This is a genomic window from Endozoicomonas sp. ALB032 (assembly GCF_049310125.1).
Taxonomy (GTDB): Bacteria; Pseudomonadota; Gammaproteobacteria; order Pseudomonadales; family Endozoicomonadaceae; genus Endozoicomonas_A.
The window spans coordinates 2,788,831-2,810,467 of record NZ_JBLYNW010000001.1 but is presented as its reverse complement, the minus strand read 5'-3'; the positions used below and the strand labels follow the sequence as shown (position 1 = coordinate 2,810,467).

General features: G+C 48.4%; 21 protein-coding genes and 1 other RNA gene. 13 read left to right on the top strand and 9 right to left on the bottom strand.

Features of this window, described 5'->3' with window-relative positions:
• Positions 1-17 precede the first annotated feature (17 nt).
• Complete coding sequence (locus ACO6VG_RS10430) at positions 18-1,400, bottom strand: glycosyltransferase family 4 protein (RefSeq protein WP_422473765.1); 1,383 nt, start codon at positions 1,398-1,400, stop codon at positions 18-20.
• A 412-nt stretch (positions 1,401-1,812) separates the two neighbouring features.
• On the opposite strand from ACO6VG_RS10430, the gene ACO6VG_RS10425 reads away from it, so the two are divergent.
• The 11 genes from ACO6VG_RS10425 to dxs all read left to right on the top strand — a co-directional run bounded on the left by ACO6VG_RS10425 (position 1,813) and on the right by dxs (position 13,539).
• Complete coding sequence (locus ACO6VG_RS10425) at positions 1,813-3,123, top strand: ATP-binding protein (RefSeq protein WP_422136857.1); 1,311 nt, start codon at positions 1,813-1,815, stop codon at positions 3,121-3,123.
• 127 nt (positions 3,124-3,250) lie between these two features.
• Positions 3,251-3,666: a transfer-messenger RNA gene (gene ssrA, locus ACO6VG_RS10420) on the top strand.
• A gap of 278 nt (positions 3,667-3,944) precedes the next feature.
• Entirely contained in the window at positions 3,945-4,847 is a 903-nt protein-coding gene (gene rimK / locus ACO6VG_RS10415) for a 30S ribosomal protein S6--L-glutamate ligase (RefSeq protein WP_422136856.1), read from the top strand.
• Positions 4,848-4,858: 11 nt separating this feature from the next.
• Positions 4,859-5,887 carry a succinylglutamate desuccinylase/aspartoacylase family protein gene (locus ACO6VG_RS10410; RefSeq protein ID WP_422136855.1) on the top strand — a complete coding sequence of 343 codons (1,029 nt, stop codon included), beginning with the start codon at positions 4,859-4,861 and terminating at the stop codon, positions 5,885-5,887.
• A 5-nt stretch (positions 5,888-5,892) separates the two neighbouring features.
• Positions 5,893-6,342: an ATP-dependent zinc protease gene (locus ACO6VG_RS10405; RefSeq protein WP_422136854.1), complete on the top strand. Its 450-nt coding sequence runs from the start codon at positions 5,893-5,895 to the stop codon at positions 6,340-6,342.
• Positions 6,343-6,670: 328 nt separating this feature from the next.
• Positions 6,671-7,531, top strand: a complete 861-nt coding sequence (locus ACO6VG_RS10400) for a hypothetical protein (protein ID WP_422136853.1) — start codon at positions 6,671-6,673, stop codon at positions 7,529-7,531.
• Positions 7,532-7,660: 129 nt separating this feature from the next.
• Positions 7,661-8,137, top strand: coding sequence for a GNAT family N-acetyltransferase (locus ACO6VG_RS10395; protein WP_422411108.1), 477 nt, complete (start codon positions 7,661-7,663; stop codon positions 8,135-8,137).
• Between the two features lie 307 nt (positions 8,138-8,444).
• Positions 8,445-9,917 (top strand): alanine/glycine:cation symporter family protein, encoded by a 1,473-nt coding sequence (locus ACO6VG_RS10390; protein ID WP_422473763.1) that lies wholly within the window; start codon positions 8,445-8,447, stop codon positions 9,915-9,917.
• Between the two features lie 237 nt (positions 9,918-10,154).
• A complete protein-coding gene (locus tag ACO6VG_RS10385; protein WP_317143495.1) occupies positions 10,155-10,397 on the top strand; it encodes an exodeoxyribonuclease VII small subunit in 243 nt (80 codons plus the stop codon).
• Between the two features lie 3 nt (positions 10,398-10,400).
• Complete coding sequence (gene ispA / locus ACO6VG_RS10380) at positions 10,401-11,288, top strand: (2E,6E)-farnesyl diphosphate synthase (protein WP_422411103.1); 888 nt, start codon at positions 10,401-10,403, stop codon at positions 11,286-11,288.
• A 325-nt stretch (positions 11,289-11,613) separates the two neighbouring features.
• The gene (gene dxs / locus ACO6VG_RS10375) at positions 11,614-13,539 is read left to right on the top strand and encodes a 1-deoxy-D-xylulose-5-phosphate synthase (protein ID WP_422136848.1); all 1,926 of its coding nucleotides are present in this window, start codon (positions 11,614-11,616) and stop codon (positions 13,537-13,539) included.
• 62 nt (positions 13,540-13,601) lie between these two features.
• Here the strand turns inward: dxs and ACO6VG_RS10370 are convergent, their stop codons facing one another.
• On the bottom strand, positions 13,602-14,015 hold the full coding sequence (locus tag ACO6VG_RS10370) for a nuclear transport factor 2 family protein (RefSeq protein WP_422136847.1): 414 nt from the start codon (positions 14,013-14,015) through the stop codon (positions 13,602-13,604).
• A 76-nt stretch (positions 14,016-14,091) separates the two neighbouring features.
• Between ACO6VG_RS10370 and ACO6VG_RS10365 the strand changes: the two genes are divergently transcribed.
• Together ACO6VG_RS10365 and ACO6VG_RS10360 are read left to right on the top strand one after the other, a co-directional pair.
• Positions 14,092-14,325 (top strand): hypothetical protein, encoded by a 234-nt coding sequence (locus tag ACO6VG_RS10365; RefSeq protein ID WP_422136846.1) that lies wholly within the window; start codon positions 14,092-14,094, stop codon positions 14,323-14,325.
• A 905-nt stretch (positions 14,326-15,230) separates the two neighbouring features.
• Positions 15,231-15,995, top strand: a complete 765-nt coding sequence (locus ACO6VG_RS10360) for a hypothetical protein (protein WP_422136845.1) — start codon at positions 15,231-15,233, stop codon at positions 15,993-15,995.
• 350 nt (positions 15,996-16,345) lie between these two features.
• On the opposite strand, the gene ribA is transcribed toward ACO6VG_RS10360, so the two are convergent.
• The 7 genes from ribA to ribBA form a co-directional block, all read right to left on the bottom strand.
• Positions 16,346-16,939: a GTP cyclohydrolase II gene (gene ribA, locus ACO6VG_RS10355; protein ID WP_422473761.1), complete on the bottom strand. Its 594-nt coding sequence runs from the start codon at positions 16,937-16,939 to the stop codon at positions 16,346-16,348.
• Between the two features lie 61 nt (positions 16,940-17,000).
• Positions 17,001-17,660, bottom strand: coding sequence for a retropepsin-like aspartic protease family protein (locus ACO6VG_RS10350; RefSeq protein ID WP_422136843.1), 660 nt, complete (start codon positions 17,658-17,660; stop codon positions 17,001-17,003).
• Positions 17,661-17,846: 186 nt separating this feature from the next.
• The gene (locus ACO6VG_RS10345) at positions 17,847-18,320 is read right to left on the bottom strand and encodes a phosphatidylglycerophosphatase A (protein ID WP_422136842.1); all 474 of its coding nucleotides are present in this window, start codon (positions 18,318-18,320) and stop codon (positions 17,847-17,849) included.
• 48 nt (positions 18,321-18,368) lie between these two features.
• Complete coding sequence (gene thiL, locus ACO6VG_RS10340) at positions 18,369-19,337, bottom strand: thiamine-phosphate kinase (RefSeq protein WP_422473759.1); 969 nt, start codon at positions 19,335-19,337, stop codon at positions 18,369-18,371.
• Positions 19,338-19,435: 98 nt separating this feature from the next.
• Positions 19,436-19,918: a transcription antitermination factor NusB gene (gene nusB, locus ACO6VG_RS10335; protein WP_422136840.1), complete on the bottom strand. Its 483-nt coding sequence runs from the start codon at positions 19,916-19,918 to the stop codon at positions 19,436-19,438.
• A 1-nt stretch (position 19,919) separates the two neighbouring features.
• Entirely contained in the window at positions 19,920-20,393 is a 474-nt protein-coding gene (gene ribE, locus ACO6VG_RS10330) for a 6,7-dimethyl-8-ribityllumazine synthase (RefSeq protein WP_422136839.1), read from the bottom strand.
• 60 nt (positions 20,394-20,453) lie between these two features.
• Positions 20,454-21,566 (bottom strand): bifunctional 3,4-dihydroxy-2-butanone-4-phosphate synthase/GTP cyclohydrolase II, encoded by a 1,113-nt coding sequence (ribBA, locus tag ACO6VG_RS10325; RefSeq protein WP_422136838.1) that lies wholly within the window; start codon positions 21,564-21,566, stop codon positions 20,454-20,456.
• Positions 21,567-21,637: the final 71 nt, after the last annotated feature.

The following is a 21,637-nucleotide window of genomic DNA, read 5'->3' as shown; positions in this document are numbered from 1 at the left end:
TCAGTTATCCTCTGGCATCACCCGCTGACAGCGGTTCGCTGGTCAGGCTCTGCATCGGCAGCGATTGTGGCTTTTAATTCTTCGGGTTCTTGTTCAGTATCCAACAGGTTCAGGTAATACTGGCTGAACTGTCTGGCGGCTAGTTTCCAGCAGAAGGTATCCAGAATTCGTTGTCGGCCAAGCTGGCCGTATTTCATCCGCTGTTCAGGGTTTTCCAACAGTGTCCGCAAGGCTTGTGCCAGGGCTTTGCTGTTGCCAGCCCGGACAATCAGGCCAGCATCTCCCACAACTTCAGGGAGAGCTCCTCCGTCTGAAGAAATGACTGCACATCCACAGGACATGGCTTCTCCGGCTGGCAGCCCAAAACCCTCATAGAGTGAAGGGGTCACAGCAATGGCGGCCTGGGAATAGTATTCCACCATTTGTTCAGTGGAAATGCCGGACACAAAAGTTACCACTGAACCAAGATTCAGTTGTTTCAACTGCCGCTCTGTCTGACCACCTGCTCTCAGTTTGCCTACCACCAGCAGTTCCAGCTCAGGATAGTCCGGTTTTAACAAAGCCATGGCTTCCAGAAGGTGTTTTAAACCTTTCAAAGGCTGGTCCGCAGAGGCTGTTGTCATAATTCTGAACGGCTTGCGTTCGATATGGGGTTGAGGACTGAAGACTTCGGTATCAATCCCATTATAAATAAGACTAATGTCGTCAGCTGGACGCTCAAAGGCTTCAGCAATATCCCCCCGGGACTGCTCCGAAACAGTGACAATGTGCTTCAGTTTACGAACCACTTTGCCCTGCATGGTCAGGAAGGAATACCAGCGACGAGTCAACAGACGGTGCTTCCAGTCAGGCGCGGCATCCAGAGCCAACTGTCTGTCCCGGGTTATGGGGTGATGGACGGTGGCGACAACAGGAATACCCTGTTTTTGCAGGTCCAGAAGGCCATAGCCCAGACTCTGGTTGTCATGAATAATGTCGTAGTCATGACCGTTTTTGTGCAGATATTTCACGACACGACGGGTAAATGTGTAGGGCTCGGCAAAGCCTCCGGTCAGCATGGCCCACCATTCAAAAAAATCAGACCAGGATTTCAGGTGTCTGGGTCTCAGGGCTGTGACATGACTTTCCTGGCTGAACAGATCCAGACTGGGGATTTCAATCAGTCCCACCCGGGGATCAAGATCCGGATAGGGAGGGCCGGAAATAACATCCACCTGATGGCCAGCTTCGACCAGAGCCTTGCTCAGGTATTTGAGGTAGATGCCCTGACCGCCCACGAAAGGATGACTTCGATAACACAGCAGACAGATTTTAAGCGACCTGGCAGGCTGTTTAGATACCTCAGACGACAGAGGGCTTGCTGACGTCAGTGTGTTGGGTAGTTTTTCTTGTATGGTCATTGAATAACCTGTCACCAGACTGGTTTATGGGCTTGAAACAGCGCAGTTTGCTGAATGTGACGGGACAAAGGCCACCGTTTTCTACCCGTATCATTTGCGGGTGAGTCCTTTCTGTCAGACTCGGACAGGCTCCTGATCGTCAGGGTCGTGGGAAAATAGCATAAAGTGAAGCGGGCGTGAAATGGCGGGTGCATATCGAATGAATCTCTGAGGGTCATGCTCTCTTTGTCTGCAGCGAACTAATGACAGATCTACCTTCATGCCTGATCTTTTGGACAGAATGTTGGTCACGCAAAAAAACTGTTATAACACTTTTATGCGCAATAAAATGTTATAAAAATACACTTTATTGCGCATAAAAGTGTATACACCTACACTTTATTGAAGAACGATCAAAAATCCGACATAACCCATGAAAAGATTGTTGCTGAAAAAACTGCTTGATTGGAAGCAAAGCCCCTCAAGAAAGCCTGTTCTGCTTGATGGTGCAAGGCAAACGGGCAAATCTTTTCTCCTTGAAACACTGTTCGGTGGACACTTTGAACAAGTCATACGCCTGGATTTTCTTGAGCAGCCCGGTTTGGCGAACCTGTTTGCCGACTCTCTCAAACCAGACGATATTATCACCAATATCGAGATTGAACTGAACATCAGCATTGACAGGCAAAAGGATCTCATCATTTTTGATGAGGTTGGAGAGTGTCTGGCGGCCCTTCACTCCCTGAAGTTTTTTGCTGAACAGTGTCCTCATATGTATCTCTGTGCATCGGGGTCAAATATTGGTCTTCTGGATTCATTTCCCGTTGGTAAGGTGGAATGGCTTGAACTCTACCCAATGACATTTGAGGAATTCCTCCTGGCCTCCAATCAACCGCCTCTGCTTAAAGCTTTTGAACAAATGAATCTGGGTAAGGTAGCTCATGAAAAGCTCTTCAGTTTGCTTATTGACTATTACTTTGTTGGAGGGATGCCAGAAGCAGTAAAGGCCTGGTTTGAGATTGATAAAGACATCACTGAAAGAACCCGGACAGTCCAACAAATACATACTTCACTTCTCTCGGGTTATGAGCGCGATTTCGGAAAGTACTCCGATAAACTTTCTGCACAACATATACAGGCAATTTTTAAAAATGTGCCAGTTCAGTTATCCAATACCATGGACGACTCAGTTAAACGGTTTAAGTTCAAAGACGTTTTAGAGAAAAAAAGTCGCTACAAAGAGCTGGCGGGCCCCATTAACTGGCTGGAAAATTGCCGACTGATCTCCAAGTGTCACCCCATAGACTGCAAGCCTGACTCCCCCCTTAAACCACTGGCCAAAGAAAATATCTTCAAACTGTTTTTATTCGATATTGGCTTACTGGGACACATGCTGCAGATCAACTACAAGGAGCATCGGGATCAGAAGTATCACTACAAGGGTTTTATCGCAGAAAACTTCATACAAAACGAACTCATCACCCTGATCGGCAAGCCAACCTATTCATGGGAATACGCCAGAAGTGAAATCGAATTTCTGTATAAAACCGAAGCAGGTGACATCGTACCTGTAGAAGTAAAAAGTGGCAAAAGGACTCGAGCCAAATCGCTGCAAACTTATGTCCAGCGATATAGCCCAAATACAACACTCAAGCTGATTGGTTCAACAGGCTCACTGGATGACCCTGCTGCCAGAGTCCTGCCTTTGTATTACATTTCTAAAATCAAAGAGATTCTGGGGTAATTTGGATAGCCGGACTTCTGTGCGCCAGGTGCTGCTGGAACAATAAGAGATGGGAGCGAGATATATAAAAAATTGTCTTACTTCTATAGATGGCCTATAACTAAATGATCCAATGAAGTTTTGATCCGGGGGCGATCTGGATTCGACGACGGTATCGAAACCTTAGGTGCATGCCGAGGACGTAGTGGTTCTCGTTAATCAAAACACTACAAACCTTATAGTTGCCAACCTGGTAGCTCTTGGAGACGCTCAAAACGAACTCTTCGATCAAGAAGAGATCGCACTTGCAGCTTAATCGTAGCTAAACCCTACGAGTCTTCCAGTCTCTCCGGCTCGTCTACTGGCCGGTTTTTGGACTGTCACCGTAAGTAGACTCGCGAGGCCCGGTATGCCTGTGGCTGGCCAGCTAAAACTTAACAGGATCGCTCAGTAGAACCCCGACCGCTGGGTCGTTACTGAGTTAAATCCAAAGGCGGATCTAAGCATGTAGAGCCGAAGGCTGAGAATCGGCGGACGCGGGTTCAATTCCCGCCGCCTCCACCAATATAAAGCCCTGTGGATAATTGATCTGCAGGGCTTTTTTTATGTCTGACAAGACACTTTTTCTTCAGGGTTCCGAAAAAGTATCAAAGGTTTGTCGAGCGAAACTTCCAGCCGTTTTCGCAGGTTTATCTCCGGGTCGTGCAATTCTCGAGCGCATGAACATTTGCCACCTGCCTGAAACACATCATCCCTGACGGACTATTTTTGAAGAAATAAAGATTTCTTATCAAGTTTGTTTGTTCCCACAAACTTCTATCTTGAAGTAATTTGGAGTCAATATGAAAATTGCAGTACTGTCTCGCAACCCCAAACTGTACTCTACTCGTCGTTTAAAAGAAGCCGGCGAAGAAAGAGGACATGAAGTTGATATTATTGACACACTCCGATGTTATATGGATGTAACACGCAGTCGCCCCACTGTTCGTTGTGATGGTGAGTCTCTTCCATACTACGACGCAGTCATACCAAGAATTGGCGCTTCAATTACATTTTATGGCACCGCCATCGTCAGGCAATTTGAAATGATGGGCACATTCTGTGTGAATGAATCTGTTGCCATTACTCGCTCTCGCGACAAATTACGTTCTTTACAATTGTTGTCACGAAAAGATATTGGATTACCGAGAACAGGCTTTGCCTGTAAACCCGAGAATGTAAAGGACCTTATCAAAAACGTAGGTGGAGCCCCCCTGGTTATAAAATTACTGGAAGGTACTCAGGGTATCGGAGTAGTTCTCGCAGAGAATCAGAAAGCAGCAGAAGCAATAATTGAGGCTTTTTTTGGGTTGAAAGCTAATATTTTAGTTCAGGAGTTTATAAAAGAAGCAGGAGGTGCAGATCTCCGTTGCTTTGTGATTGGCAGCAAAGTCGTAGCCGCTATAAAACGACAGGGAGCAGATGGAGAATTTCGCTCAAACCTCCATCGCGGTGGAACAGCAACGCTTGTCCGTTTGTCAAAAGAGGAGAGAGCGACTGCCGTTAATGCCGCAAAAGTAATGGGACTGAATGTCTGTGGTGTCGACCTTTTACAATCTGACAATGGGCCAGTCGTTATGGAAGTTAACTCCTCTCCGGGACTGCAGGGCATTGAAACAGCAACAGGAAAAAATGTTGCTGGCATGATCTACGAATTTATTGAAAGCAAAGCAACTAAATCAACCCGAACCCGTGGAAAAGGCTGAAGGTGACAAAGATGTTATTACCAGATATCAGTATCGGTGGCTCTGTGATCAAGGCCGGGCAAACCAGACAAGTTAGTCTGGAGGTTGCAAAGCTGTACACCAATACCGACTTTTCAGTACCTGTACATGTTATACACAGTAAAAAACCGGGTCCAAAAGTCTTTGTGTCTGCAGCTGTTCATGGTGATGAACTGAACGGAATTGAGATTATTCGTCGGCTAATAAATTTAAAGACATTTAAAGTTACTGTGGGCACATTAATTCTTGTCCCAATGGTTAATGTTTATGGCGTGCTTTATCAAAGCCGATACCTCCCAGATCGCCGAGATTTAAACAGAAGCTTTCCCGGTTCACCGAAAGGCTCATTGGCCAGCCGGTTAGCTCATATATTCCTGAAAGAAATAGTCAGCCTCTGTGAATACGGCATAGACCTCCACACAGGTGCTATTCATCGCTCAAACCTGCCTCAGATTCGTGCCAACCTGATGGATAAAGAAACACTCTCTCTGGCCCGTGCATTCGGTGTACCCGTTTTATTGAACGCCAATATTCGTGATAATTCTCTTCGACAGGCAGCTGAAGAGCACAATGCGCGAATACTGCTTTATGAAGCTGGAGAAGCCTTAAGATTTGATGAAGTCAGTATACGTGCGGGAGTTCATGGCGTTATCAATGTGTTAGCTGAACTGGGGATGCTCAGACTAAGGCGCAAAATAAAAGCTTTTACTCCCTACATAGCGAACAAAAGTTCGTGGGTCAGGGCTAATGCCAGCGGCATTATCAACTCACTTAAAAATCTTGGTGATCAGGTTGATAAGGGAACTCCATTAGCCACTATTGGTAGCCCACTTGGTGAAATCATTGATGTAGTAAAAGCGACACAGGCAGGCATCATTATTGGTAAACAGAATATCCCTCTCGTTCAGGAGGGTGAGGCTATGTTTCATATCGCTTTCTTTTCTGCATCCGATGATGATGTTGCTGAAGATATAGAAATGATGCAGGAAGAACTGCAAACTGAATCGTCCGTCTTGGAGTAACTTAAATGTTTAAAAAAATACAAAAAGCAAACAACAAACCTGTTATTGGCTGTGTAGAGCTATGCGACCTGCCAGACCTGGGTATTTGTGGCGTTGAAGTACGCATTGATACCGGAGCAAAAACCTCCTCCCTGCATGTGGACAATTTAATATCCTTTGAAGACGAGGGGAGCCCATGGGTTATGTTTGACCTGCATCCAAACCTCCATAACGTGGAAGAAGTTCTAAGCTGTAAAGCGCCTGTTAAAGATATCAAAACCATAAGGTCATCAAACGGGATGATAGAAAAACGGTATGTGATTAGTACCACATTAAAATTGCATGACTACATCTGGACTATCGATGTAACACTTTCTAACCGTGCAAAGATGACATATCTGATGTTACTTGGAAGAGAAGGGATGGGTAATTTTTTTTTAGTAGATCCTTCTCGGAAATTTATGAAGAACAAATAGGATAGATACATTCTTTGGGTGTGAATGCCAAACCATGCTGGCAGCAACACTCGATTCTGCCTGCCGATTGCGACCTGTATATTCTCGTCGATAAAGTTGCCACCCGGGATGCCATTCCAGATGGAAAGATATGAGGAGACCACCGGTAAAGTGATTTTCGGATTTTTAACCATGCAGCAGCCATCAGCTAGTGTTTTTCGGGAACTTACACGGGGTCCGGCGTGTCTAATGTGCATGGCTTAAGCAATTTTAAATATCAGCTCATTCTTATTAATTCACTAAACTTCTTGACTGAAGCGAAGTGTTCTGAAGATTGGAGGATCGTGTAATGAAGAGATTTCTCAAATTTGGCCTTCCTTTCACCCTGTTATTTTCTCTGGGTGCGAGTGCCGAACCATGTTGGCAGCAACAGTCGGTTCTGCCTGCCGACGGCAACCTGTGTATTCTCATCGATGATAAAGTGGAGCCAGATCAACCAAAATGGTTTTTCGGCAGGGCGGCACTGGATCTGAGTGAAACCGACCAGGCGGATGGCAAAATAAAACACTTTTGTGTTTATGAAGTAAAGAGTGAAGGTGGCTATGACATCAGGCGCAGCAATGACTATTTCTGGCTGGATGCGACGGAAAGTGAGGTCCAGTCAAGATTTCAAATACTGCCTAAGCACAAAAATGATCCACTCAGCCCTGATCAGTCTGATAAATGGGTTTTGAGCTCAGGCGCTCTGGCAGATCTTTTCAAGTTCTGCTCTGCTGAAAAACCAGAAGTGGTTGATTCAAGCGATATCAGCATGTGCGCAAAACCTTTGCAGAACGAAAGCATTGCTTTCGGAAAACTTTCCACACAGGCTAAATGCAAGGTGTTTGATGCAGCGGTAGGCGAAGGTGTATTGCCCCTCCGTCTGGTGCAGGCTATGCGTAAAGATATGTCTTATGCCACGTGGATAGGCGTTGGCTGGGCTGTGCGCAATGGTCAGCCATTTGCCACGCATACGGTTTATGGCCCTCCCTACTCCACAGAATATTGCCTGCTTCAGGCCATGATTCGAGGCCACGAGTACTGTAGCGTTGATAAAACCGGTCACTATCAAACTGGCAATCTGATTGACTACGATGACACAGCCGACGGCATAAACGACGCTTATCTTTTAAATTATCCTGATCAACCCTCAGGCAAACCGGAACTGTAATATCAGGGATTACTGCTATCAATCGACAGTCTGGCGGCCTCAAGCAGAAAGACGGCTAAAATAACATGTCAATAACTGTTAGATTTTAAAAGCTATTCTTCGCAAAAAAGCAGTAGATCCCTGACAACAATGGAAATAAGAAAAGCACAACGCAGCGATGCCCATAGAGCTTTTGAGCTTCGAACTCTGGCGATACGTTCTGAATGCAAAGGCCATTACAGTGATGAAGCCATCGCTCTTTGGACTGATGGTTCTGCCACTGAGAAATTTGTCGATGACGTTGAGCAGAATTTTCATGTTGTGGTGATGAAAGGGGAAGTGGCCGGTACAGGAATGATTGATATTGGGAACGGTATGATCGATGCCATCTTTGTGGACCCTCGATTTATGGGAATGGGCGTAGCCCGCAGGATGATGACTCACCTGGAACAGATTGCGAGAGAAGCCGGTCTGCCTGAGATGAAGCTGAATTCAACTTTGAATGCGGCTCCGTTTTATAGACTTTGTGGTTTTGAAGGAAATGAAGTATCGACTTATCATTCTTCCAGAGGATTTCAGCTGGACTGCATTCCCATGACGAAAAACCTCTCTGATGATGCCTGCTGACTCATTGTTGTGGTTTCACCCACACTTCTAAGAGGCTGTCGCAAAAGTGCTGCGCTTCTCCGAGGGCAGCCCTGGAGGCGGCTGGGATGCTCATTTACTCGTTGTAAACTGGCCTTTTTCGCCAATTGGTGCTGTGTCTCAGCTTGACTCGGTAGTTTTTCAGCAGCCTCTTAACCCGTTGCTATTCGTGACTTTCAGCTGAACCGTAAAGACAGGGTTTGTACCTATCCATCATCGTTTATTCATCTATATTATATGGAAATAATAACAAACAAACTTTATGTCATATTGATATTCCGGAATTACTATGAACGATTTCATTTCTGCATCGAATAATCTTCTTTGGGGAAGTATCCTGATTTACCTGCTGCTAGGAGCCGGTATTTTGTTCACTATTCGTACCCGCTTCGTGCAGTTTCGCCGCTTCGGTCTGGCCGCCAAAACCATGATGGGAAGTCGCAGAACCCACTCCCACCGCCAGATTTCTGCGTTCCAGGCATTCTGCACCAGTCTTGCGGCCCGAATAGGTACCGGTAATATCGCCGGTGTTGCCGTTGCCATCTACCTGGGTGGACCCGGTGCTATCTTCTGGATGTGGCTGATCGCCCTGCTGGGTATGGCAACCAGCTTTTCTGAAAACATTCTCGCCCAGATATACAAAACCAACAATGGCGACGGCACCTATCGCGGAGGTCCCGCTTACTATATGCAGAAAGCGTTGGGTCAGCGCTGGATGGGCATTGCTTTTTCCATCGCCCTGATTATCGCATTCGGATTTGCTTTCAACAGTGTTCAGTCCAACTCTATTGCGGCTGCTTTTTCGGGTTATAACATTGCTCCTGAGTACATTGGTGCAGGTCTGGTACTGGTCAGCGGCATTGTTATCTTTGGCGGCATTCGTTCCATTGCCAAAGTCGCTGAAATGATTGTTCCTGTGATGGCTCTGGGCTACCTGGCTGTGGCTCTCGTGATCGTTGCCATGAATGTCTCTGAACTGCCAGCTGTATTCACTCTGATTTTCAAGAGTGCTTTCGGTCTTGAAACAGCTATGGGTGGCGGTGTTGGCTACATGGTTTCCCAGGCGATGATGCAAGGTATCAAGCGCGGTCTTTTCTCCAACGAAGCGGGTATGGGTAGCGCACCTAACGCTGCAGCGACTGCACACTCTACTCACCCGGTCAGTCAGGGCATGATGGGAATGCTGGGCGTATTTATGGACACTATCGTCGTATGTACAGCCACGGCTGCTATCATTCTGATGTCTGGCATGCTGGAACCGGGCAGTGGCCTGACCGGCGTTGCATTGACTCAGGCTGCCCTGTCCAGTGAGATAGGCTCCTGGGGTGAACATCTGGTTGCAGTAGCTATTTTGTTGTTTGCTTTCACTTCCATCATTGCCAACTACTACTATGGTGAGTCCAACCTGCTGTTTATCAAAAACAGCAAGCCTCTGTTGGTGCTTTATCGTCTGGCAGTGCTGGTTATGGTGTTCTGGGGCTCTATTGGCAATCTTCCTGTCGTCTGGGCTTTTGCCGATCTGTCTATGGGTATCATGGCCCTGATCAACATTACCGCTATTCTGCTACTGTCAGGCATCGTTGTGCAGGTTCTGAAAGACTTTGACGAACAGGTGGCTGACGGCGTTGTCCCGGTATTTAACCGTAAGAAGTTTCCATTGCTTGATAAGACCATGGATAAAGACGTATGGCAGGAGCACAATGCTGGCGGGGTTCAACCATACCCTATCCCGAAAGGGAAGGTCCAGACGGCTGTTGAATAACATCTGTTGAGGTCGAGCCACCTGCCCGACCTCTTTTTCCTGAAAATGCTCTCCTGCCTGACATAAAACCGCTTCAGCAGAACCTGTCCTAACCCGGATTTGTGATATGCTTGAGCCCGTTTAAAGTTATCCAGGTGAGTACCGTCCTTTTTGCCATGCACTGAAGCACTCTGGCTGTGAAAGGTCATCCCAAAGGCAGGTATTCCCCCACCAAGTCAATGGAAAAGGTTTCTGAGCATGCCGGAAAAAAAGCAGGGCTTCGCCTTTGAGCAGTCGCTCACCGAACTGGATACACTGGTCCAGCAAATGGAATCCGGTGATATGTCGCTGGAAGAGTCACTGAAGGCCTTTGAAAAAGGGGTAAAGCTGACACGTGAATGTCAGAAAGCCCTGACTGAAGCAGAACAGAGAGTCCAGCAGCTTCTGGAAAATCAAGGCCAGCCGGAAACCCGCCCGTTCGATCCGACAGAAGGCCAATAATCCATGACTCTGCTGGAATACATCAAGGGTTGTCAAAGCCGCGTTGATGAGCAGCTCAAAAATCATCTTCCCGGAATCAGTCAGGTCAGTGAAAGACTGGTTGAGGCTATGTCCTACTCCGTTTTTAACGGCGGCAAACGCGTCCGACCGATCCTGGTTTATGCCGCCTCTGAAGCCCTCGGCGGCGAGCAGACTCAAGCAGACCCTGCTGCCTGCGCTGTAGAGCTGATCCATGCTTACTCCCTGGTACATGATGATCTTCCAGCAATGGATGACGATGACCTTAGAAGAGGCAAACCCACCTGCCACAAAGCTTTTGATGAAGCCACAGCCATTCTGGCCGGTGACGCTCTGCAAACCCTGGCTTTTGAAGTACTGGCTACCAACAGTCATGAATTACCCGCACCTGTCCGTCTGCAACTGGTCAGGGAGCTGGCCCGTGCTTCTGGCCATGGGGGCATGTGCGGTGGCCAATCCATGGACCTCAACTCGGTAGGCAGTCCTCTGAATCAGGAACAGCTGCAGTTAATGCACAGCCACAAAACCGGGGCGCTGATTCGCGCCAGTGTTGTCATGGGCGCCATCTCAAGCGGTAAAGTCGAAAGGGAACAACTGACCCACCTTATTCGTTATGCGAACGCTATTGGTCTGGCTTTTCAGGTTCAGGATGACATTCTTGATGTCACTGTCGACACCGAAGTATTGGGCAAACAACAGGGGGCAGACCTGGCTCTCGACAAGCCCACTTACGTATCGCTCATGGGACTGGAAGGAGCCAGAGAGCTCGCCAGCTCCCTTTCTCAGCAGGCGATTCACTCCCTTGAAAGCTTCGGGAGTCGAGCCATAATACTCAGGCAAATGGCAGAGTATCTCATCCAGAGATCTCATTGAACCGATCTGAGCAGTATTCCAATAGAAAAAACCTCCTGTTCAGGTACAATCCTATAATTCACCGATGACATTTACTGTTATCATTCTTTGCCCTTTGAGAAGAGTGTGGAATGATATCAGTCTCTCATGACTGTGTTATGACGCTGTCAGGCTTCGATACCCTCAAACCTGGCAAACTGCCGGAAGCATCAAGGTTTCCCCTTCCCGTCCCATACAAGTTGTGGTGAATGAGGAACTACGTCGAATTTTTGAAAAGCGACCCGGAACACCGCTTCCCCTGAAAAAGTCGCTTTTTATGGCTGAGAGGCCTGGATCGCAAGCAAACATGTTTCACGAAATACCCAAGACAAAACCTGATACTCCGCTGTTGGATCAGGTCGATACGCCTGATCAGCTGCGCCAACTTGACAGGACAGATCTGCCCCAGCTGGCCCGGGAACTCAGAGAATTTCTGCTCTACTCGGTCGGTCAGGTAGGTGGGCATTTTGGTGCCGGGCTGGGTGTTGTTGAACTGACTGTCGCCCTGCACTATCTCTTCGATACCCCCCATGATCGCCTGGTATGGGATGTGGGCCACCAGACCTATCCCCATAAAATAATCACTGGTCGCAAAGACAAAATGAGCACTCTTCGTCAGAAAGACGGTCTGGCTGCGTTTCCAAAAAGAGAAGAAAGTGAATTTGATACTTTTGGCGTAGGTCACTCCAGTACGTCTATCAGTGCCGCAATGGGCATGGCGACCAGCGCTCGACTGAAAGGAGAAAAACGTCGTACCGTTGCCGTGATTGGCGATGGTTCCATGACGGCCGGGATGGCTTATGAAGCCATGAACCATGCCGCCGACCTCAAAGCCAACATGCTGGTTATTTTAAACGACAATGACATGTCCATTTCAAAAAGCGTGGGCGGCTTGTCGAATTATCTGACCAAAATCTTATCCAGCAGGACCTATCACCATATTCGGGAAGGCAGCAAGAAAGTACTTAATGGCATCCCCCATGCCTGGGAGCTGGCGCGCAGGACCGAAGAACACATGAAGGGAATGATCATTCCCGGTACTCTGTTCGAAGAAATGGGTTTTAACTATTTTGGTCCTATTGACGGCCACGACCTGCCCATGTTGCTGCACACTCTTGAGAACCTCAAAGATCTGGACGGTCCTCAATTCCTGCACGTAGTAACCCGCAAGGGTAAAGGCTTTACACCGGCAGAAAAAGACCCTATTGGTTATCACGCCATCACAAAACTGGAACCCAGCTCCAAAGCCAGTGAAGAAAAACCCAGTCTTCCCAAAAAACCCAAGTACTGTAATGTCTTTGGTCAATGGCTCTGCGACATGGCTGCAAAAGACGACAAACTGGTCGGTATTACCCCGGCCATGTGTGAAGGCTCGGACCTGATTCGCTTTGCTGATCGCTACCCGGATCGCTATTTTGATGTCGCCATTGCCGAACAGCACGCAGTGACTCTGGCTGCCGGTATGGCTTGTGAGGGAATGAAACCCGTCGTAGCGATATACTCTACTTTCCTGCAACGAGCCTACGATCAGCTGATTCACGACGTTGCCGTTCAAAAGCTGGATGTCCTTTTCGCCATCGACCGGGCAGGCATGGTTGGCGAAGACGGCCCGACTCATGGCGGCTGTTTTGATATTGCCTACCTGCGCTGTGTACCTGAAATGCTGGTCATGACGCCCTCTGATGAAGATGAAACCCGTCGTATGCTTTCTACAGGTTACCAGTATCAGGGACCGGCTTCTGTCCGTTATCCCAGAGGAACCGGACCCGGTGTCGCGATCAGTGAAAGTCTGGAACCCATGACAATCGGTAAAGGAGAAATTCGTCGTCGGGGACAGCAAGTAGCTATTCTCTCTTTCGGCACTTTGCTGCAGAACGCTCTGCAAGTCGCTGACGAACTGAATGCCACTGTCGCAAACATGCGCTTTGTCAAACCGCTGGATAAAGAGCTCATTCAACAACTGGCCAAAGATCATGAACTGCTGGTCACTCTGGAAGAAGGCTGCATTGCCGGTGGAGCAGGCTCAGCCGTTTCCGAGTTCCTGAATGAGCATGGCATTAATGTGCCCATCATGCAGCTGGGCATTCCGGATGACTACATCGAAGCCGCCAGTCACAAACAACAACTGGCCGAGTGTGGACTGGATGCCGAGGGTATCAGACGATCCATTTTGAAACGCATGAGCCGGAGCCTGAAAAGAGCGATTAAAATCGCCCACGTCACCCCGGCCTGATCATCTCATTATCAGCCTCCTGTTCATGGGAGGCTGATTCATTTCACTTCTGATACTCTGATCTATTGCTGAACAGATGTTGCTAAATGCATAGCTTCTTCGCCTTCCATCTGAATGGTCACATCTTCATACAGTGATATTTTATTGTCGCGCATCTCTATATAGCCAAATATTTTAAACAAGGCGGTAGTGCCCTCATTGGAGGTTACTCTGGAGGTGTGGTGATCGAACCCCCGGTCACCGTCAAAAAAAATCCGATGCACAGAAATATCTACGCTTCTGGTATGCTCCTTTATCCACTGTAATCGCTCGCAAATTTGTCGGCTGCCCTCCAGACGTCTTTCATTGATGATTATGACGGCGTCCTCCGTAAAATAATCAGTCACTTTTGAGGTGTCATGCTTTGCCAGGACAATTTGTAGAGCATCACAGAAAAGTTGCACTTTTTGCTGATAAGTCATTACCTTTGCATTCATGAGTACTATTCCTACCTTCGACATCCTCCCCGCCGTGAAGAGGGTGTCGCAAAACTCTCTCCAGCGTGGGAACGAGTTGACTCCCGTCATTCTCGTCATTCCCGCGAAGGCGGGAATCCACACTGACTCACCACCAGAACCGTACTGCCCGGTGCTCCCCTGGCCTTGTCATCTCCGAGAAGGCAGAGACCCACCGTTGGCGCTGGATTCCCGCCTTCGCGGGAATGACGACCTTCAGAGCATGGGAACGAGCTGTTGGAGTTTTGCGACACCCTCTGAACGACGGGGATTCCTACAGCTAGGAGCCTGACCGAGAATAGCGCCCGTAGCGAGGACGGCAGAAAATTGAGGATGAAAATTCGGTTTTGTGAGGAGAATAGCGAGCTATTTGACGAACAAAAGCGGATTTTCAGACCAATTTGCTGCCGCCGCAGTAGGGCAGACTATTCTCGGTCAGGCTCCTAGAGGGTCATGCCCGAGCGCAGTGTACACCTTACCCAACAGCGGCATACACCTTATTCGACAATCTGCTCTACCTTTCGGATTGTCTGGGCGACCCCTTTAACAAACACGGGCAGAAAGCGGAAGGTATTTTACTTTTCCTGTCAGGTAGCGTAATCGCTAAAAACACCTGACGGATAGCAAAACAGCACAAGGGGCTTGCTCTGCAAGCCGAGCTTTCATCCCCGTCCTCAAAGTACGGGGTTTTACGCTCATTCGATAAGAAAGGTTCAATTTCTTCAGATATCCCACCCATTCTGAACCAACTGGAAATTGATTCAAATGAATGGCTCAAAACCATGAGATGGAATAACCGCCTTTATCGGGCAATGGGCAGGCTGGAAGCCATGAAAACTATTGCTCGGAAAATGGGGCAGTAATGAGTATAGGGATCGTTTACCTGTAGTCGCTCATTTCATGGCGTAAGCTGACTGCCCAACTTTTCCATTGTTATTTGTTTGTCCTGTCATATGGGGACCTTTACTATTTCTGACTTTTCCCCTTTTGAGCTATTCGTTTGTCGTTTGTTATGACAAACGATTATTCTGCTTGGCTGTAGGTTTGATGGTCTGCTGGGCTCGCGGTTAATAGGCCGTATTTTATATTTTTATATGGATGTCCTATTTTTCTTTTGAACTTTAATGACCATTACCTGTCTAAAACTTAGATGGCCATTGCTCGTCTAAAACTACAAATTATTACGAGGGATATATAATGACTTACGGAGTAACAACCAGCGCCGCAGTCAGTGCGGTAACTCAACCGCCGCATTACAGTGCAGCCGCGTCCAGGACCGATTCGGAGGCTACAACGCTTATTCCACGTGTTGATCAGCCTTCTGTAGATGAGGCTTCAGGCATTGCAGCCCGTAAAGCAACTAAAAGAAAGTTTGAAGAAGTACTGTTGGTTCCGACAGACAGGCCGCCTTCTGGCAGTCATCCCTCTACTTCCATTTTGGAAAATAGAGAAAATAACCATGAAAAATATTCACAAATGACTAACGCAGAATATGCTAGCACGTTTAGTTATGACGATCCGTTAGGATCAAATATAGAAGTTATCCTGGGAACAGGGGATTCAATTTGGGCTGAGTTGCCTTCCATTTATAGTGCGTGTCATCGTTATTGTTATCTTCTGATTTCTGCGAGTGAGAACAGAATTAATGCAGCCATGCATACTGCCATGAATGAAATAAACCTTGACTCTCATAAGGGAGAGGTCGATGATTTTTTAGAGGAATTCGGTGATAAAAAGTATAAAAAACTACTTTTTGTAAGAGACCATGAACTCTACTCCCATCTTGTTGAAAATGGTACCAGATTGGGTAACAACAGCGACGTTTATGTGTGTTTTTTTAATGAAAATCCTGTTACCGCATCCGACTACGATATTCAGTGTGATGCAAGACATAACAAATACGTGATATTAGACTCATCCGATAAATCAATCATAAAAGAGGGCAGAATATTTCATGATTAAATCCTCATTAGCCGACAGCTTGCACTAAGTTCTGTGCAAACTGTCAAGTGCCGAAAACAATGGAAAATACAAGACACTCGTAACCTGTTCCTTTTTTGGGATATATGGTTGATTTGTTTCCAGTAGCATTTTTGGGTGCCCAGTTTATTTCATATGGGACCTTTGCTATTTCTGACTTTTTCCCCTTTTGAGTCATTCGTTTGTCGTTTGTTATGACAAACGATTATTCTGGGGAGCTGTCAGGGTTTGACGGGCTGCTGGGCTCGCGGCTTATGGGCTGTATTTATATGGATGTCCTACTTTTTTCACCAAGAGCCAGAAACAGGTCGCATCTGGCTCCAGCTCAGACATCATGCAGTATCGTACAAGTGTCCCAGCTTCCAGACCTTGGTGGTCAGGTACTTCTCGTTATGAGGATTCTGCCCGGTCTGATGGGGCTGACGATGAATAATATCAATCCCCTGACGGGTCAAAGCATCAACCTTTTTAGGGTTATTGGTCATCAGCACTAACTGTGTGACCCCCAGATGATCCAGCATGGTCTTGCACATATCGTATTTGCGCAGATCAGCAGCAAAACCCAGTTCTTCGTTGGCTTCTACGGTATCCAGACCTGTATCCTGAAGCTGGTAAGCCCGTACTTTGTTCAGCAGACCAATGCCACGGCCTTCCTGACGCAGATACAGGATAACCCCGCGACCAGCTTCGGCAATCTTGCGCATGGCCTCCTCAAGCTGGGGGCCGCAATCACAGCGCATGCTGAAAAGAGCATCTCCGGTCAGACACTCTGAATGAACCCGTGCCAGAACGGGACCACCCTGACTCACATCCCCCATGGAGAGAGCCAGATGCTCCTTGCCGGTGCCACTCTCTTCAAATCCATGCATCATGAACTCACCGAAAGGGGTGGGCAAGCGAGACTCTGCAACGTAACGAACAGACACTCACTACTCCTCAAGACAGTCGTGCGTTGGGATTGTAACAGTACAAGATGTTACAGGCGAGTTAATATGGAGCCTCCAGTGTCATGACCCCGCCTTCCTCACTGAATCGGATATTCTTCAGATAACTCATACCCAGTAACACCTTTTCAGGGCTGCTGCCTTCGATGACCGTCGCTTCAACATTGGCAACCCGTATGCCGCCGACGGACACGAAATCCAGCATCACCCGAAAACCCCTGACGACGCCACTGGCCGTTTCGACACGAACCGCGCTGCCATCCCTGTAGCGAATGCCAAGACGGTCAGCCGTGGCACCGTTGATGGCGACAACATTCGCTCCGGTATCTATCAGCACCTGAACCGGATTATTGTTAATGACACTCTGGGCAAGGTACTGCCCATCATTGCTTCTGTTGATTCGAAACGTCAAAAGCTCGGGCGATTGAATGCCGTTACCCATATCGCGACTGAGAAAATAATCTTTCGCTACGCCATTGATTTCGAGCCGGGCTTTTCGACTGCTGGCGTCGATCAGTTTGACACCTTTCACCGGTTCTTGACCGGCCTTAAGAAATTGACGTTCACCATCAATGAAGACAAGAGCTTTGTCTGGAAACAGGGCCACTACCCTGACATTGACGGCGTGGGAAGAGTATGAAAAAGACAACAATAGGCTGGTAAAAACCCCAGCAATCACCTTGAAAGAGAATACTGATTTCATTCTATTTTTTATTTTGATCACCCACGAAGGGTTATAACCAATTCCGTTTAGGCACTATCTTGCTCACCACAGGCGACAGGGTCAAGTTGTTAGACACAGCCGAATATTTTATTCTCGAAAACACCCACCAACTCTCAGAGTCGGCACTCAGCTCTATGGCTCTGAGATCCAACAGGACACAAGCCATCAGAGCACAAAATAAGCAATAACCTGAAGACAGACAAGCGCAAAAATACCAGCCACAATGTCGTCTATCATTATACCCAGACCACCATGCACTCTCTTGTCTAACCAACCGATGGGCCAGGGTTTCCAGATATCGAAGATTCGGAACAGGATAAAACCGACTAACACCCACTCCCAGCCTCTGGGAGCAGCCAGCATAGTGATCCAGTAACCGACAAATTCATCCCAGACAATACCCGGATGGTCATGGACGCCCAGATCTTTAGAAGTCTTTCCACACAGCCAGATACCCAAAACAATACTGACAGCCAGTATTAAAAAATAATTCCAGAGCGGCAGGTACTGGAACATCAAATAGAAAGGAATGGCCGCTACCGTACCAAAGGTTCCCGGCGCAACAGGCGACAGGCCACTACCCAGACCAAAGGCTAAAAAGTGCACCGGATTTTTCCAGACTGAGGGTGTATTGCTCATAAGTTTCTGTAGTCCATGAAAGAATGCTCTTTCATAAAAAAGATGTCACTAAAAGTGCTGGTAGGCTCGTGGAGAAAGTGGCTCTGCCGTCTCTGCATCCACCAGCCCGGTAGCGGAAGTTATTCGACCGATACAGGTTACAGGATTTTCAGCCAGCAGGCTGTCAGGAAGCTGCAACTTTTTTCGATCGGGCCATGTAAAGCACAGCTCATAATCATCGCCTCCAGCCAGGGCCAGCTCCCTGGCTTTCTCCAGACCCTGCAAACTTTCGAGCTCTTTGGAGACGGGAACCGATGAAGTACTGATTTGAGCACCTACCTGGCTGGCTTTGAGAATATGCCCCAAATCGCCTAATAGACCATCGGAAATATCCAGGGCAGCTGTGGCTCCATTTTCCAGTAACCACTGACCCAACGCTATTCTGGGTGTCGGTCGATAGTAACGTTTCAGCAGATGACGCTGTTCGAGGGTGCGAACACTGTCCGGGCTCTCACCTCTCAAAACATCAGGTAATGCACCGACAGCGTCACCAAGACAACCACTGACGTAAATCAGGTCTCCGACTTTAGCGCCATTTCGCCGCAGCGCTTGAGCTACAGGTAATGTTCCCTGTACCTGTATCGAGAGGGTCAATGGCCCGAGGGTGGTGTCACCCCCGATCAATCCTATCTGATAGGTTGACGCAAGCTCTGCCAAACCGTCAGAAAACGACTGCAGCCAGACATCATTCGATTCAGGCATGGTGAGACCCAGCGTAAAACTGTGGGGTTTTGCCCCCATAGCGGCGAGGTCACTGAGATTAACGGCCAGCGCCCGACAACCCAGCAGATAAGGGTCGCAGTTTTTCGGGAAGTGAATGCCTTCAACCAGCGTATCCAGGGATTGAGCCAGTTGTTGACCAGGTTGAAGAGACAGAAGCGCACAATCGTCGCCTATACCAACGACATCACTTAAGTGCGATCGAAGACCCGGACGATCGAAGAAACTGCGAATCAGATCAAATTCGCCAAGCGCCATAGGAAAGGTTCCAGCCAAGCTAAAATATGAGTTTAACCTGCTGTCAGGCGGGTTAACAGATCAGGAGACAACAGCGCTACCTCCTGATCAAAAACCGATTACTTCCGACGGAAGTTACGCACCTCGTCAGGACGAACACGGGGTGCCAGCTTGTCCAGAATGCCGTTTATGTAACGGTGAGAATCCTGAGCACCAAACCGCTTAACCAGCTCAATCGCTTCGTTGATGACCACGCGGTATGGAACATCAGAGCGATTCATCAGTTCGTAGCAACCAATGCGTAGAGCCGACATTTCAACCGGGTCCAGCTGTGAAATGGGACGGTCCAGCAGCGGCGACATGGCGTCATCGAGTTGACTGACTTCACGGGCAATCCCGGTCAGCAGCATGTGGAAATAGCCGTCGTCAACTTTGCTGAAATCGTTGTCCGCACGGAACTGCATTTCAATCTGGGTGACGGATGACTGGGACATCTGCCACTGGTACAGGGCTTGCAGCGCCAGTTGACGTGCACGACGACGGGCAGATGGTTTAGGACGCGGGGCAGGTTTCTGCCCGGTTTCCTGCTTCTCAGTGGACAACTCAGGCCTCCAGTTTCTTGAGCAGGGACACCATTTCGAAAGCTGCCATGGCAGCCTCTTCACCCTTGTTACCCGCTTTGGTGCCGGCACGCTCGATAGCCTGTTCAATGGTGTCTACGGTCAGAACACCAAAGCTCACTGGAATTTCTTCCTCCAGATTCACGCTGGACAGGCCTTTCACGCACTCGTTAGCAACGAATTCAAAGTGTGGCGTGCCACCACGAATGACGGCACCCAGAGCAATAATAGCGTCGAAGCGTTGGGTTTTGGCGACTTTTTTAACAGTCAGTGGAATTTCGAACGCACCCGGACAACGAATAATAGTAATATCTTCTTCCGCAACACCGTGACGGGTCAGGCTGTCCACAGCCGCATTGAGCAGACTTTCTACAACAAAGGCATTCCAGCGGCCAACAACAATCGCATACTTGCCGTCATTAGCCTGCAGAGTACCTTCGATGGTTTGCAATGACATTGCGCTTTCCTCAATAAATCTTTGTAATGCACTTACTTCAAAGTACATGTGCTCTGACGTTCAGTCTTCACACGGGATATATTCTACAATTTCCAGATCAAATCCGGACAGGGCAGCGAAGCGAACCGGTGAGCTGAGCAGGCGCATTTTGCCTACTCCCAGGTCACGCAGAATCTGTGAACCGGTACCAATGGTCAGATAAGCACCGGACATACCGTTGCTGCCACTCTTGCCTTCCGAGAACTTTTCCAGTGCTCCGCCCAGGTCCAGTCTGGACTCAGAGTCCAGCAGCACAATCACGCCACGACCTTCACTGGCCACTTTGGCCATCGCCTTGTGCAGCGGCCAGCTGGACTTACCGCTTTCCGGATGTGCCGACAGCAGATCACGGAATGGTTCCATAGCGTGAACTCGCACCAGCGCCGGAGAGTTCGGTGTAATATAGCCCTTGGTCAGGGCAATGTGCGTAGCGCCGCTGATAGAATCCTTGTAGGCCGTCATATCAAACTGGCCAAAATCGGTATCCAGTGTGCGCCGCTCTGACTTTTCAACGGTTTTCTCATTCAGGATTCGGTAGTTGATCAGATCGGCGATGGTGCCGATTTTCAGATCATGCTCTTTGGCAAACACTTCCAGATCGGGACGACGAGCCATCGTGCCGTCTTCGTTCATGATCTCGATGATAGCGGCTGCCGGTGTCAGTCCGGCCAGACGCGCCAGGTCACAACCGGCTTCGGTATGACCCGCACGGCTGAGTACACCGCCAGGCTGCGCTCTCAATGGGAATACATGACCTGGCTGAACAATATCGCCGGGGCGGGACAGTGGGTCCGCTGCCACTCGAATGGTTCTGGCCCGGTCATGGGCAGAAATACCTGTGGTTACGCCTTCTGCGGCTTCAATGGAAACGGTAAAAGGTGTACCAAAGCCCGATGCATTGTCTTCCGAAGTCACCATCGGTGGCAGCCCCAGAAAATCACAGCGCTCTCCGGTCAGTGTCAGGCAGAGCAGACCTCTGGCCTCCCGGGCCATGAAATTCACGATCTCAGGAGTGATTTTTTCAGCAGCGATTATCAGGTCACCTTCGTTTTCACGGTCCTCATCATCTATCAGGATGACAGGTTTCCCGAGGCGAATATCCTCAATAATCTCTTCAATGGAGTTAAGCTGCATAACACCCCCATGTGTGTTTTTTATACATCCGGTATGCGAAACCGGCGTATTCTAACGGTTTCGTTCCCAAG

Excerpts from the sequence above, each read along its gene's own strand:
- ACO6VG_RS10360 (WP_422136845.1), top strand. The coding sequence starts at position 15,231 with ATGACTTACGGAGTAACAACCAGCGCCGCAGTCAGTGCGGTAACTCAA.
- ACO6VG_RS10350 (WP_422136843.1), bottom strand. The coding sequence starts at position 17,660 with ATGAAATCAGTATTCTCTTTCAAGGTGATTGCTGGGGTTTTTACCAGC.
- ACO6VG_RS10400 (WP_422136853.1), top strand. The coding sequence starts at position 6,671 with ATGAAGAGATTTCTCAAATTTGGCCTTCCTTTCACCCTGTTATTTTCT.
- ACO6VG_RS10385 (WP_317143495.1), top strand. The coding sequence starts at position 10,155 with ATGCCGGAAAAAAAGCAGGGCTTCGCCTTTGAGCAGTCGCTCACCGAA.
- ribE (WP_422136839.1), bottom strand. The coding sequence starts at position 20,393 with ATGTCATTGCAAACCATCGAAGGTACTCTGCAGGCTAATGACGGCAAG.
- ACO6VG_RS10370 (WP_422136847.1), bottom strand. The coding sequence starts at position 14,015 with ATGAATGCAAAGGTAATGACTTATCAGCAAAAAGTGCAACTTTTCTGT.
- ACO6VG_RS10390 (WP_422473763.1), top strand. The coding sequence starts at position 8,445 with ATGAACGATTTCATTTCTGCATCGAATAATCTTCTTTGGGGAAGTATC.
- thiL (WP_422473759.1), bottom strand. The coding sequence starts at position 19,337 with ATGGCGCTTGGCGAATTTGATCTGATTCGCAGTTTCTTCGATCGTCCG.
- ACO6VG_RS10395 (WP_422411108.1), top strand. The coding sequence starts at position 7,661 with ATGGAAATAAGAAAAGCACAACGCAGCGATGCCCATAGAGCTTTTGAG.
- ribBA (WP_422136838.1), bottom strand. The coding sequence starts at position 21,566 with ATGCAGCTTAACTCCATTGAAGAGATTATTGAGGATATTCGCCTCGGG.
- ACO6VG_RS10410 (WP_422136855.1), top strand. The coding sequence starts at position 4,859 with ATGTTATTACCAGATATCAGTATCGGTGGCTCTGTGATCAAGGCCGGG.
- rimK (WP_422136856.1), top strand. The coding sequence starts at position 3,945 with ATGAAAATTGCAGTACTGTCTCGCAACCCCAAACTGTACTCTACTCGT.
- ACO6VG_RS10345 (WP_422136842.1), bottom strand. The coding sequence starts at position 18,320 with ATGAGCAATACACCCTCAGTCTGGAAAAATCCGGTGCACTTTTTAGCC.
- dxs (WP_422136848.1), top strand. The coding sequence starts at position 11,614 with ATGTTTCACGAAATACCCAAGACAAAACCTGATACTCCGCTGTTGGAT.
- ACO6VG_RS10405 (WP_422136854.1), top strand. The coding sequence starts at position 5,893 with ATGTTTAAAAAAATACAAAAAGCAAACAACAAACCTGTTATTGGCTGT.
- ACO6VG_RS10425 (WP_422136857.1), top strand. The coding sequence starts at position 1,813 with ATGAAAAGATTGTTGCTGAAAAAACTGCTTGATTGGAAGCAAAGCCCC.
- ispA (WP_422411103.1), top strand. The coding sequence starts at position 10,401 with ATGACTCTGCTGGAATACATCAAGGGTTGTCAAAGCCGCGTTGATGAG.
- ACO6VG_RS10430 (WP_422473765.1), bottom strand. The coding sequence starts at position 1,400 with ATGACCATACAAGAAAAACTACCCAACACACTGACGTCAGCAAGCCCT.